Annotated in this window: 7 protein-coding genes; 5 read left to right on the top strand and 2 right to left on the bottom strand. The window is 57.5% G+C overall.

Going from position 1 to position 13,090, the window contains the following annotated elements:
* Positions 1 to 149 precede the first annotated feature (149 nt).
* Positions 150 to 1,946 carry an alpha-L-fucosidase gene (locus E9954_RS04600; protein ID WP_246046719.1) on the top strand — a complete coding sequence of 599 codons (1,797 nt, stop codon included), beginning with the start codon at positions 150 to 152 and terminating at the stop codon, positions 1,944 to 1,946.
* 34 nt (positions 1,947 to 1,980) lie between these two features.
* Here the strand turns inward: E9954_RS04600 and E9954_RS04605 are convergent, their stop codons facing one another.
* Positions 1,981 to 3,567: a sulfatase-like hydrolase/transferase gene (locus tag E9954_RS04605; protein ID WP_136078046.1), complete on the bottom strand. Its 1,587-nt coding sequence runs from the start codon at positions 3,565 to 3,567 to the stop codon at positions 1,981 to 1,983.
* 136 nt (positions 3,568 to 3,703) lie between these two features.
* Positions 3,704 to 3,964 carry a helix-turn-helix transcriptional regulator gene (locus E9954_RS04610; protein WP_136078047.1) on the bottom strand — a complete coding sequence of 87 codons (261 nt, stop codon included), beginning with the start codon at positions 3,962 to 3,964 and terminating at the stop codon, positions 3,704 to 3,706.
* A 209-nt stretch (positions 3,965 to 4,173) separates the two neighbouring features.
* Here E9954_RS04610 and E9954_RS04615 point away from each other — a divergent pair, with 209 nt between their 5' ends.
* From E9954_RS04615 to E9954_RS04630, 4 genes are all read left to right on the top strand, one after another.
* Positions 4,174 to 7,773 (top strand): glycoside hydrolase family 2 TIM barrel-domain containing protein, encoded by a 3,600-nt coding sequence (locus E9954_RS04615; protein WP_168441968.1) that lies wholly within the window; start codon positions 4,174 to 4,176, stop codon positions 7,771 to 7,773.
* 11 nt (positions 7,774 to 7,784) lie between these two features.
* Positions 7,785 to 10,187: a glycoside hydrolase family 2 protein gene (locus E9954_RS04620; protein WP_136078049.1), complete on the top strand. Its 2,403-nt coding sequence runs from the start codon at positions 7,785 to 7,787 to the stop codon at positions 10,185 to 10,187.
* 188 nt (positions 10,188 to 10,375) lie between these two features.
* On the top strand, positions 10,376 to 11,389 hold the full coding sequence (locus E9954_RS04625; protein WP_136078050.1) for a glycoside hydrolase family protein: 1,014 nt from the start codon (positions 10,376 to 10,378) through the stop codon (positions 11,387 to 11,389).
* A gap of 27 nt (positions 11,390 to 11,416) precedes the next feature.
* Positions 11,417 to 13,051, top strand: a complete 1,635-nt coding sequence (locus E9954_RS04630) for an alpha-L-fucosidase (RefSeq protein WP_222847057.1) — start codon at positions 11,417 to 11,419, stop codon at positions 13,049 to 13,051.
* The last annotated feature ends 39 nt before the right edge of the window (positions 13,052 to 13,090 follow it).

Below are 13,090 nucleotides of genomic sequence, written 5' to 3' on the forward strand. Positions count from 1 at the left end.
TTGTAAAAAAAGAGCATAGCGGTGTAGATCCCAGAGGATTTTCTCCTCTACACCAATGCGCCGTTTTTCTACAAGACAGTGGGGGCGTTGCCAGAGGAACATGTTTTAACATGAATAAAGGTGTTTCAGTAAAGGAAAGGAAATTGGATATGGGCATTGGGGATCGAGTAGGCAAACTGATGGCGGGAATTCTTGTGCTTTCGCTTATTGGAGGGATGGCGCATGGGAAAGAAGAGGTGGAGTGGTCTTACCGGGACGAAACCGCGGAGCAGCGCAATGCCCGGATGGGCTGGTGGCGCGAGGCGCGCTTCGGCATGTTCATCCACTGGGGCGTCTATTCCGTGCCGGCTGGAACCTACAAGGGCGAGCAGATCGGCTTCATCGGCGAGTGGATCATGCATCGCGCCCAGATTCCGATTGCGGAATACAAGGAATATGCCAAGCAGTTCAATCCCGTGAAGTACGACCCCGAAGCCTGGGTGCGCATGGCCAAGGATGCGGGCATGAAATACATCGTCATCACCTCGAAGCACCACGACGGCTTTGCGCTGTTCGACACCAAGGCGAGCGACTGGAACGTCGTGCAGGCTTCGCCGTACGGGAAGGATCTGCTCAAGCCGTTGGCCGAAGCTTGCCGGAAGCACGGCATGAAGCTGGGCTTCTACTATTCGCAGGCGCAGGATTGGACGCACCCCGGCGGCTCTTCGAGGGATAATGAATATTGGGACGACGCCCAAAACGGCGATATGGACGAGTTCATCAAAAACATCTCGATTCCCCAGATCAAGGAGCTCTTCACGAACTATGGCGACGTCGCCGTTCTTTGGTGGGACACGGCGCTGCGCATGACCCCCGAACGAGCCAACCTATTCAAGGGCCTCGTGGAGCTTCAGCCCGGAATTATCACCAACGACCGCCTGTTGCGCGGGCATAGCGGCGATATGAAAACCCCGGAACAGCATGTCCCGGCCACCGGTCTCGACTACGACTGGGAATCGTGCATGACCATGAACACGACCTGGGGCTACAAGAGCTACGACGATAACTGGAAATCGAGCGAGCAGCTCATCCGGCACTTGGTCGATGTGGCCAGCAAGGGCGGCAACTATCTCTTGAACGTCGGCCCCATGTCCACCGGCGAGTTTCCGCCGGAGAGCGTCGAGCGCCTCAAGGACATCGGCGACTGGATGGAGGTCAATTCTTCATCAATCTACGGCACCACCGCCAGCCCCTTTATTCGGCTCAAGTGGGGGCGCTGCACCAAGAAGGAATACATCAATTCGTCGCAGCTCTATTTCCATGTGTTCGACTGGCCGGAGGATGGACGGCTGGTGATCGACGGCCTGCGCAACGAGGTGTTGGATGCCTACTTCATGGCCGATCTCCAGCAGCACCCCAAGGTAGAGCGGACGGACAAAGGCGTGGTGCTGCTCCTTCCGGAAAAACCGCTTGATCCGGTGACCACCGTTATTGTCGTGAAGGTGGATGGCAAACTGGATGTGGAGCGGATTATGCCGAAGCAAAATGAGGATGGTGTGCTGGCGCTGAAGCTGGAGGATGCCAACCTCCACGTTCCGGCATATGGCGACCAAATCAAAATCAAGCAGGATGCCAACGGAACCGACTACATCGACGGATGGACGGACTACCGTTGCCGGATCGACTGGCTCGTTCAGATCGACCAGCCGGGCATGTTCGATGTCTACGCCGAGGTGGGCGTTGATGAGACGACTGGGTTCATGCTCCTAGTGGACAAGGCTCGGAAGCCCATGGCGGGCAAAACCACCGGGGGACTCGAAAACTACAAGACCATCAAAGTCGGCCGAATGAAGCTGACGGAAGGGGAACGCACCATCAAAATCTTTCCGCAAAAGCAGAAGTGGACGGCCATGAACTTCCGGTCGATGACCTTGAAGCCCGCCGCCGCACCGCCCGGACAGGAGTAGGCGACCGTCGGAATGGGCATCGGCGGCCTGTTTTTTATCGGGGATCGTTTTCTATGTGGGTTTTCGGATAGCCGGGGCCGCCTTTGGCCTCAACCACCAGTTCCCGGCATCGTTCCCGATAGTGTTCGAGCACCTTGCGGTGAGTGCTGGAAGGCGCGAGGTTCTTTGTTTCCAGTGCGTCGTTCCGCAGGTCGTACAGTTCTTCATAGACCGGTTGCTCCCCTTCGATGGATGCCGTGAGCGAGAGGATATGGTGTTGGTCTTTCGCCTTGTCGAAATAGCGGACATATTTGAAGTCCGTGCCGCGCACGCCTTCGATGCGCGGATAGTTTTGCCCCATGAACATGTTTTCGCAAAAGAAATCCTTCCGCCAGGAAACGCTGGTGTCGTTCATGAGCGGCGCGAGGCTCTTTCCCTGCATTTCAGCAGGAACAGGGACGCCTGCCAGTTCCAGCAGGGTGGGGGCGATGTCGATGGACAGGGCCAGTTCTTGTTTTGTTTTTCCGCATTGGCTATCCGGCAGGCGGGGGTCGTATACGATCAATGGCACCCGCAGGGACTCGTCGTAGAGCAGCACCTTGCCTCCCAGGCCATGTTCCCCGTGCTGCAGCCCGTGGTCGGAGGTATAGAGAATGATGGTGTTGTCTAGCAGACCTTGATGTTGCAGTTCGGCGATGACCGCTCCGGTGAGCTGGTCAATCCCGGTAACCGTCTGGCACGTGAGCACTTGGCGCTCGCGCAGCGCCTTGGGGGTTTGGACATAGTTGTAGCCCTTGAGATATTTCCCGTTGTAGACCTGCTTCGGGATTTTGGGATCACGGATGGACTTTTTGGCGACATAGGTTTCGGGGCGCGGCATCGCGTTGATCTTGTCCCGATAGGTGCTTCGGTACAACTCGGGATCAGTGGGGCGCTGCTCCATCGATCCGGTTCCCGCGCCGTGCGGAACGTTAAAGTTGACCAACAGGCAAAACGGCTGGTTGTCGGGTTTTGTTTTCAGGAAATCACTTGCTCCGGAAAACGATGGATTGTTTTGCAGGAAATTCAGGGCGCCCTCCTGGAAGATTTCAACCTGCGTTTCCGCCGTTGAATTCGTGTAGATCGGATGCTTCCCTTTGGGGTAGAACATGGAGTGTTTATGGTTGCCGTACCAATAGTCGAATTGCTTTTCCATGACGCCGCTGGAGTAGCCGGAACCTTGCGGAGACAGCCCGATCGGCGAATGGTTCTTGCCGACGTAGCCAACATAATATCCGGCCTTCCGCAGCACCATGGGATATGTTTCCGCGAAAGCCTCCAGGCTCAAGCTGCTTTCCGAACCGAAGGTAACGCCATGTTTGCGCTCGTACTGCCCTGTCAGGATGCTGGTGCGGTTCGGCGTGCATGCCGCCGTTGTGGCAAACGCATTTTCGAAGCGAATCCCTTTGGCGGCAAGGCGGTCGATGTTCGGCGTTTTTACAACCAGATGCCCGGCGCATCCCAGATAGTCGGCACGTTGATCGTCGGCAAGTATGACGACCACATTGGGCCGGTTCGTTCGGGCGGAGGCATGTCCCGCCATGAGCCATGCGCCAACAATCATCATTGCACTGTTTCTCAAGATATGAATGGGTTGTTGCATAGGGCTTCCTTCTGTTTTGTACGTCACGCAATATTCAACATATCAAGAAACGGCTGGGTGTCTTGTAGAAAACAGGCATGCCGGTGTAGGAAACGGCTCATTCAATCCAAAACAAAGTCCGCAGGGGTTCCTGTTTCTACACCGCCGAGGAGATGGCCGTGGTTACGATGGACAGCATTTGGTTCTGGAGTTCCTCCAGGGGGGCAAGCAGGTCGAATACAGATGCGTTCAGGGCATCGGCCAATGCCTGCAAGGTTTTCTGGCGCGGCTGGGCAGCGCCCTTTTTCAGGTTGCGGTAGGCGACGCGGCTGATGCCGGCGGCATCGGCCACGTCTTGCTGGGTCAAGCTGTTCATCTTTCGCAGCCGCATTAGATTTGTCGCTAATTCGTTCATCATCAGTTCCCTCGAGCTTGGTTAAGGGTAGAATGATGAAACTTACAAAAAGTCAATGGCAATATAAAAGACAAGTAACGGCCGCGGTTTGCGCAGGGTTTAAGAAACATGGATCTACACAAGCATGCTTGAAAACTACAAGCCAGACTGTTTCGTTCGATATAGGTTCTCGTGTTGTTTTGTGGAGATTGTTTGAGATGGAGGGTGAGAATATGAAAAAAGAAGGTTTGGCCGCTATCGGCGGCCTAGTGCTTGCAAGCCCGTTGGCGGCCGCGCCGAACTGGGACAACATTGAAGTGATCCAGGAAAACTGCGAGCCGCCGCATGCGACGATGATGGTGTATCCGGATGCGGCCGCGGCGCTGGCCGGCGTCCGCGAAGATTCTTCTTGGTTCAGGCTGCTCAATGGCCAGTGGAAATTCCAATGGTCGGAAAATCCCGAAAATCGCCCGGAGGCTTTTTTCGAAACTGAGTTCGATGATTCGAGGTGGGGCGAAATCAAGGTTCCGTCCAACTGGCAGATTCAGGGGCATGGCGTTCCCGTGTACAAGGACGACGGCTTGGTCTTTCCGCTCGACCTTCCGAACGCGCCGCACGAAGCCAATCCCGTGGGATCCTATCGAACCGAATTCAAGATTTCCAAGGATTGGAGCAGCCGCAAGGTGTATCTGCATTTCGACGGCGTGGATGCGGCGTTTTTTGTGTGGGTCAACGGCCGCAAGGTCGGCTATAGCCAAGGCAGCCGAACGCCAGCGGAGTTCGATATCACCGACTATATCCAACCCGGAAAAAACCAGCTGGCCGTGGAGGTCTACCGTTTTTGCGACGGCTCCTATCTTGAAGACCAGGATATGTGGCGGCTCAGCGGCATCTTCCGCGATGTCTACCTCTGGAGCACGGCAGCGCCGCACATCCGCGACTTCACCGTCGTCACCGACCTTGATGAACAGTACAAAGACGCGATCCTCAAAGTGGATGCCGAAGTGCTCAATCCAGTCGGTTCTGTTGAAGTCGTCCTTCTTGATCCTTCCGGCGGCGAAGCGGGTAGGGCTCGCTCTCCGAGCGCGCCTTCTGTCGCATTGGAAATCCCGGTAGCCGCGCCAGCCAAATGGTCAGCCGAAAATCCGGCGCTCTACACCGCATTGATTACGCTCAGGGATTCCGCTGGCAAAACCATCGAAGTGATCCCACAGGCCGTCGGCTTCCGCGAAGTGGAGATTCGCGGCGAGTCGTTTTTGGTGAATGGGAAGCAGATCCTGCTCAAGGGCGTCAACCGCCATGAGCACGATCCCGACACGGGGCACGTCGTGACGCGCGAAACAATGATGCGCGATATCGCGCTGTTTAAGCAACACAACATCAACGCCGTGCGCACCTCGCACTATCCCGACGATCCGCTGTGGTATGCGCTGTGCGACCAGTACGGCATCTATGTCATGGACGAGGCCAACCTCGAAACCCACTTTGCCGGGAACGATCCTGGCAATGTTGTGGCCAACACGCCCGCGTGGCAGGAGCAAATGCTCGACCGCCAGCGCCGCATGGTCATGCGCGACAAGAACCACCCATCGATCATCACGTGGTCGATGGGCAACGAAGCGGGCGACGGTCCCAACTTCAAGCCCTGCCTCGACTGGATCCACGCAACCGACCCGACGCGCCCGGTGCATTACGAAGGCTCGTCACGTTCCGGGGGCGTCCACTCCGACTGGGGTTCGAACATGTATGCCGCCGAAACGGTGGATGGCCGTCTGGGGCAGCCCTATCTGCTTTGCGAATACACCCACTCGATGGGCAACAGCACCGGCAACCTCAAGGAATATTGGGATACGATCCACGCCTCTCCGCGCCATCACGGCGGCTACATCTGGGACTGGATGGACCAAGGGCTGCGCATTCCGGTGCCCGAAGGCAAAACCGACCCGTTCGGCCGCGTAACCGCCATGGCCTATGGAAGCTTCTGGGCGAAATACCGCGACGCCGCCTACGACAAGAAGTTCGGCAACTGGATTGGCCAGTTTTGCATGAACGGGCTGGTGGGCGCCGACTGGGAGCCGCATCCGGGCCTCAAGGCCCTCAAGCATGTCTACCGCAACATTCACGCAGCGCCGGTCGATCTTGCCGCCGGCAAGGTGCGGATCAAAAACGGATTCGACTTCGTCAACCTCGACGACATCGCCGAGGGGCGATGGAGCGTGGTTTCCGACGCCGGCAAGGCCACTGGCGGAATCTTCCAATCCCTGGACATTCCGCCTGGCGCGGAAAAGGAATTCGCCGTTGACCTGTCGTCGATTATTCCAGAGCCTGGAAAGGAATATTTCCTTAATTTGGAATTTGTAACGAAGGCCGACGCCTTCTATGCCAAGGCCGGGCACGTGCTTGCCGAAGAGCAGTTCAAGCTGCTGATGCATGAACCCGCCGCATTGCAGAATCCTGCCGCTCTTCCTGCCTTGAAATGGAAAGAAAAAAAGGATTTGGTTTCCGTTCGGGGCAAGGGCTTCTCCGTGAAGTTTAATAAGGTTTCCGGCCGCATGGACTCGTTTGTTTTCCAAGGCGTGGAACTGGTGGAAGAGGGATTGCGCCCCGACTTCTGGCGCGCCCGGACAGACAACGACATGGGCGCAAGCAGGCGCGACTATATTTCCACCACATGGAAAACGGCAGGCGAAGAGGCCATAACCTCCGGATGCGATGTGCGGCTCCTTGCTTCCGGCGCCGTGAAGGTATCGTTCGAGTCGGAGCTTCCGGACGGCCTAGGAATGTTCGATACCGATTATACGGTCTATGGAAACGGTGAAATTGCGGTGAGCGCAGCCTATTCAAAGGGCGGGCGCAGCGGGCAGATCCTATATCGCTACGGAATGCGGATGGCGATGCCGGGCGGATTTGAAAATATTTCGTGGCATGGGCGCGGGTCGCACGCGACCTATTCAGACCGCTGCTTCGCGCCGGTCGGCGTCTACCACGGCACGATCGACGGCCAATGGATCGACTATTCCAATCCGCAGGAAAACGGCAACAAGACGGATGTGCGCTGGGCGGCGCTGCGGAACGCGGACGGCGTTGGCCTGTTGGTGAAGGGCGCGCAGCCGCTGAGCATCAACGCTGGTCACTTCCGCGCCGCCGAAATGGAGGATGCCGCCTATGCCTTCGATTTGCAGCGTCGCGATGAAGCTATCCTGAACATCGACCTCGCGCAGCAAGGCGTGGGCGGGAACAATTCGTGGGGCGCCACGCCGTTGCACGAATATCTGCTGCCGGCAGAGGATTTTAGCTATCGCTTCCATCTGCTTCCTGTCAAGGCGCAGGAAAAGGAACTGCCCGCACTCGGCCGTTCGCTGACCGGTGTCGAACGTTCGTTCGAGGTTTCCCTGCCCAAGTTTGAAGGGCCGCTGATTGGCCAGGCCAAGGTGGCGGAATGCACGACGGCGCAGGGATGGACCGCTACGGCCGACAGCGAGGAAACCGCGAACGGCAATGTGGTGGCCAACGCATTCGATGGCGATCCGGAAACGCGCTGGTGCGCGGCCGACCACCAAAACGGCCATTGGCTTCAAGTCGATTTCGGGGAAGAGAAGCCCATTGGAACGCTCAAGATTGTGTGGGAGAACGCCTCGGATTATAAATACCGCGTGGCGGTCTCGAACGACGGGAACACATGGAAGACCGCCGCGGATTTCAGCAAGGGCGGCGACGAGTTGCAGACGAAGCTTGCCCCGGTGAACTCCTCGGCGCGGTTTGTCCGTATTATCGTCGATGTGCCGCCGCTCGGAAGATGGGCCTGCATCCGTGAAATCGAAGTGATAGATTAGGGGGACGAACATTGAAAAAATGGAATGTGATAATCGGGTTGGTAATGATCTCGGCCATAGGGGCCTTTTCAGCGCCTACCACAAGCCGACTTGAAAACTGGAGATTTAGCAAGGCCGACACCGATGAATGGACAGCGGTCACCGTGCCGCACACCTGGAACGCCGCTGATGGCCACAACGGCGGCACCTACTATCGCGGGGCGGGGTGCTACCGAACCGACCTGAATATTCCAGAGGTTGGAAGCCAACGGGTCTTCCTGCGTTTCATCGCAGTGGGCACTGCGGCGGAGGTTGTTCTCGACGGGCAATCCATTGGCTCGCATCTGGGCGGCTACTCGGCATTCGCGTTCGAGATTACCGATCAGGTGAAAAGCGGGAAAACCCACGACTTGCGCGTCAAGGCCGACAATACGCATCGCCCCGACGCGGCGCCGCTTTCGGGCGACTTCACCGTATGCGGCGGCATGCACCGCCCGGTGGAGCTGATCGTTAAAAATGCGGTGTGCATCTCGCCGCTCGACCACGCCTCTCCAGGTGTTTTCATCTTTCAGGAAAACGTGAGCCGCGAAAAGGCGGGCTTGCGCGTGCGGACGTTGATCGACAACGGGGAGCGGAAGGAAAAGAACATCCGGACGCTTGTCACGCTAACCGATGCCGAGGGGAAGCAAGTTGCGCATAAGAGCCAGAGTGTTCAGGTTGAAGCTGGCTTGGTGGAAAACGCGGAACTGCTGCTGGAACTATCAAACCCCCGCTTGTGGCACGGCATCGAAGATCCCTATCTCTACACGCTGACCGTCGCCCTTTTTGATGGCGAGACGGAGGTGGACCGATATGCCAAGCGGGTGGGGTTGCGCTATTTTCATATCGATCCCGAAAAGGGGTTCTTCTTGAACGGGGAATCCTATCCGCTACACGGCGTGAACATGCATCAGGACCGCGCGGTCAAGGGCGCGGCGGTTTCGGACGAGGATATTCGGAGCGACTTTGCGCATATCCGCGAAATCGGCGCCAACTGCCTGCGCCTGGCGCACTATCCGCATTCGTCGCTGTCCTACGAAATATGCGACGAGACCGGCCTGCTGGCCTGGGCGGAAATCCCGCTGGTCAACCAGGTCACGCACGATCCGGGCTTTGCGCCGAACGCCAGGCAGCAATTGCTCGAAATGGTTCGGCAGCACAACAACCATTGCTCGATCTTTACCTGGAGCCTCTCCAACGAAATGTTCCACCGCAAAACCGAGGAGCCGATGGAGCTGCTCCGGGAATTGCAGGCCATATGCAAGGCGGAGGATCCCGCCCGTCCGACGTCGCTGGCCACGAACAACCGGCGCAAGGAACTGTGCAACCTCACCGACCTGGTTGCCTTCAACAACTATCCGGGCTGGTATGGCTCGAATCCCGAAGGCATGCAGGGCGTGCTCGATGCCTACAACCAAGCAGGCGGTCTCCGCGGCGTCGGGGTCAGCGAATATGGCGCGGGCGGCTCCATCCGCCATCAGGATCTTTCCCTTAAGCGCGTCGCGCCCAAAGGCAATTGGCATCCGGAACAGTGGCAGGCCCATCTGCACGAGCGGCAGTACAACGCCATCATGAACACCCCAGCCTGCTGGGGCAGCTTCGTCTGGGCCATGTTCGACTTTTCCAGCGACGGCCGCTCGGAAGGGGATCGCGACGGCGTGAACGACAAAGGCCTCATGACCCACGACCGCGCGATACGCAAGGATGCGTTCTATTTCTACAAGGCGCATTGGTCAAAGGAATCCGTGCTGCACCTGACGTCGAAGCGCTACCGGATTCGCAACACCCGCCGCGTTCCGGTCAAGGTCTACAGCAACCAACCGGAAGTGATGCTGTCGGTGAACGGAAAGAAAATCGGCGCGTCCAAGCCCGACCGCCTCAAGGCCGCCCGCTGGGAAAACATCGAGCTCGTTGAAGGGAAAAATAAAATCGTAGTCGCCGCCGGAGATCTTCGCGACGAAGCCGTATGGATTTTCGATCCGACCGCTCCTACGCCCGGTCCCGCCGCCGAATCGATTGTCCAAGGGCTGTTCAGCGCCTCTGATGCTGAAAAAGGGCATTCTCCCAAAGGTGCGTTCGATGGAAATGCCGCCACGCGCTGGGCAACCTCGAAAAAGGGCGCATGGTTGGCGCGCGAATTCGAGAATCCGGTTGAAACCCGATCCATCTCCATCCGTTGGTACAAGGGCGGCGAGCGAAACTATTCCTTCAAGGTTGAAACCTCGACCGACGGAAACACTTGGCGCCCAGCCTTTGCCGGCAAGAGCGGCAAGCAGGACGGATACGAAACCTATTCGTTCGACGTCGCCTACGAGCTGAGCCATGTCCGGATCATCTGCAACGGACATGGCGGCGGGGTATGGTCATCGATCGTCGATGTCCGGCTTGGGATGTGATCTACACCAATATGCTTTTTTTCTACAAGACGCCGTGTTTCCCATTTGGTATCCCTAGAGCATGTGCAGTCCGTCCGACTGCAAGTCAGGTTTGGAGGATGGCAATGGGGAATTCGAAGTGCTGGCCTAGCCGGTGTATATGGAGTTGCATTCTACTGGCCATGCTTTGCACGGTTTGCGGTACAAGCATGGCCTCTTCGGAAATCCAGCTGCTTCCCGTGCCGCGCACATCGGTGCTCTCGGAACCCGGACTTATTGTCTGGGGCGCGAGCATGGTGCAGGACGATGATGGCGTCTGCCACCTTTTCTACTGTCGATGGAAGGGGCGGTTGGTGAGGGATTGGTACATGCGCTCGGAGATCGTGCATGCCACGGCGCCATCGCCCGGAGGACCCTACACGCCCCAGGGCGTGGTGCTGACCAAGAGGCCGGAGGGCGCCGATGCGTGGGACGGCCTTTCCTCCTACAATCCGACCGTTGTGCGTTTCGGCGACAAATACTACCTCTACTACACCGGCTGCAACGGGGCGAACCGCCGCATTCGCCGGGAAGACGGATCGTTCAAGTCCTCCCCGAACGGCACCGCATTGGCGCAACGCGTCGGCGTGGCGGTGGCCGACCATCCGGCTGGGCCATGGAAACGGATGGACGAACCGTTGGTGGATCTTTCGGATGATGGCTTCGATTCCCAGATGGTTTGCAACCCCAGCGTGACCCAAGGTTCGGACGGCCGCTTTTTGATGGTCTATAAGTGTTCGGATGGGTCGCCGAAGACCGGGGGCGGCATCTATCTGACCGTCGCTTTTTCCGACCACCCGACCGGCCCGTTCAAAAAGACCGGAACGAAGATTCTTTCGCATCCGGATAGTGCATTTGCCGTGGAGGATCCCTTCGTCTGGTGGGAGGATGGCCGATACCGTATTGTGGTAGACGACCAGCACGGCGACTTTTCCGGAGAAAAGGGGCTGATCCTGTTTGAGTCGGAGGACGGCCTGGATTGGCGGAAATCCGATCCGTTCGTGCTCAGCCGGTGCCAGATCGACTGGGAAGGCGGGCCGCTCGAAAAAACACATCATCTCGAACGCCCGCAGATCTGGCTGAAAGACGGAAAGCCGGCCATGCTCTTTGCCGCGATTGCGCGAGAGGGCAATGAATATTTCAACGTGCATATTCCGCTCCAGGCGGTATCTTCGGAAAAATAAATCATGGTTTAATGAGGAGATTGGATTGTGAAGATTAAAAACGTGGGAGCTGTTGTTGTGCTGGGGTTGGTTCTTGTTGCCGCCAGCAGTTGCAAGAGCACGGGAACCAAGCGTGCGGAAGCAAGGCACTATGACGGCAGTTGGGAATCGTTGCAGACCATGCCGATTCCGGATTGGTTCGAGGAAGGAAAGATCGGCATCTTCATCCACTGGGGACCCTACAGCGTGGTGGGCTATCGCAAGGCCGCGCGCGGCTACTCGGAGCATGTGCCGAAAATAATCTACGAGGATCCGAAGCATTACTATCCCTACATGGAAAAACGCTGGGGGGCGCATCCGCCGGATTTTGGCTACAAGGACATCATTCCCGAATTCAAGGCGGAGAATTGGAATCCGGAGGACTGGGCGGAACTGTTCGCGGAAGTGGGGGCGAAATATGTCGTGCTGACGGCCGAGCATCACGACGGCTGGGCCAACTGGGATTCGGACCTGACGCCATGGAACGCCGTGGATAAAGGGCCGAAGCGCGACTTGGTCGGCGACCTGGGCGAAGCGGTTCGCGCGAAGGGGTTGCGATACGCGCCGTCGTACCACCGCGAGCGGCACACGGGCTTTTTCGCGAAAGCCAAATTCGCCGTTCATAGCGAACCCCGCCCGGATATCGCGGAAGAGATTCGCCGCGTTCCCGAGGCATTGATGCTGTATGGTCCGGAGTTTTCCTACAACAAAGCATTCGTCGATGATTACGTGGCGCGTTGGAAAGAGATTCAGACTAAATATCAACCGGATATGTTGTGGACGGATGATGTCCCGATTCTTACCCGCGACGGAAACAACCTGGCCGCGGGAGAGCTGAGGCCGGAGATTCAATATTTTTATGACCAGCTGCGCCTGATGATCACCGACTACATGAACGACGCCGCGGCGCGGGGCCAGGATGTTTATCTGAACAACAAAGGGGCGAATTGCAACTGGCCGGACGGCGTGGGCTGTTTGGAAAAAGATAATCTAAAGCTGGCGGTGATCGGTCCCAAGTGGGAAAGCTGCACCACCTTCGGATCTTCGTACGGCTATCTGGCCGCCGAGGAAGAGCCCGGCCACAAAAAAAATAAAACCGTGAAGGAAGTTGTTCATAGCCTGATCGAAACCATCAGCCGCAACGGCAATTTCCTGATCAATATCGGGCCAAGAGCGGACGGCACGATTCCGGAGTGGCAGGTGAGCCGGTTGCGCGCAATGGGCGGGTGGCTGAAGATCAACGGCGACGCGATCTACGGCACACGCTACTGGAAGGAATTCGAGCAGCAAAACGAGAACCTCGCCTTCACGACCAAGCGCAAGGCGCTCTATGCGATTAAGCTGGAAAAACCCGCCGCTCCATTCATGATCGACGCCACCGCGGGGTGGACGAAGGATCAGGTTAAGTCGGTCAAGCTGCTTGGTTCCCCCGCGGACGTTGCTTGGGAAATGACCGCCAACGGATTGCGAATCACTCCGCCGGCTGATTTGGGCTCCAGCATGTACGCCTGGTCGTTCGAGATCGCGACCGATGAGCAACAGCATGATCCCAACGCGATCGTCAAGGACGCGAACGAAGTGCTGAAAAACACGGGGCACGTGAATCTGGATGGCCATGCCCGTAAAACCCCCGGGAAGAAATAATCCAATGAGGAAAATTGCTCTCGCATCTTTCTTGTGCGT

The organism is Pontiella desulfatans, from assembly GCF_900890425.1.
In the GTDB taxonomy this organism is placed as follows: Bacteria; Verrucomicrobiota; Kiritimatiellia; order Kiritimatiellales; family Pontiellaceae; genus Pontiella; species Pontiella desulfatans.

Bases quoted from the DNA above. Each gene is read 5' to 3' on its own strand.
- E9954_RS04600 (WP_246046719.1), top strand. From the start codon at position 150: ATGGGCATTGGGGATCGAGTAGGCAAACTGATGGCGGGAATTCTTGTG.
- E9954_RS04605 (WP_136078046.1), bottom strand. From the start codon at position 3,567: ATGCAACAACCCATTCATATCTTGAGAAACAGTGCAATGATGATTGTT.
- E9954_RS04610 (WP_136078047.1), bottom strand. From the start codon at position 3,964: ATGATGAACGAATTAGCGACAAATCTAATGCGGCTGCGAAAGATGAAC.
- E9954_RS04615 (WP_168441968.1), top strand. From the start codon at position 4,174: ATGAAAAAAGAAGGTTTGGCCGCTATCGGCGGCCTAGTGCTTGCAAGC.
- E9954_RS04625 (WP_136078050.1), top strand. From the start codon at position 10,376: ATGGCCTCTTCGGAAATCCAGCTGCTTCCCGTGCCGCGCACATCGGTG.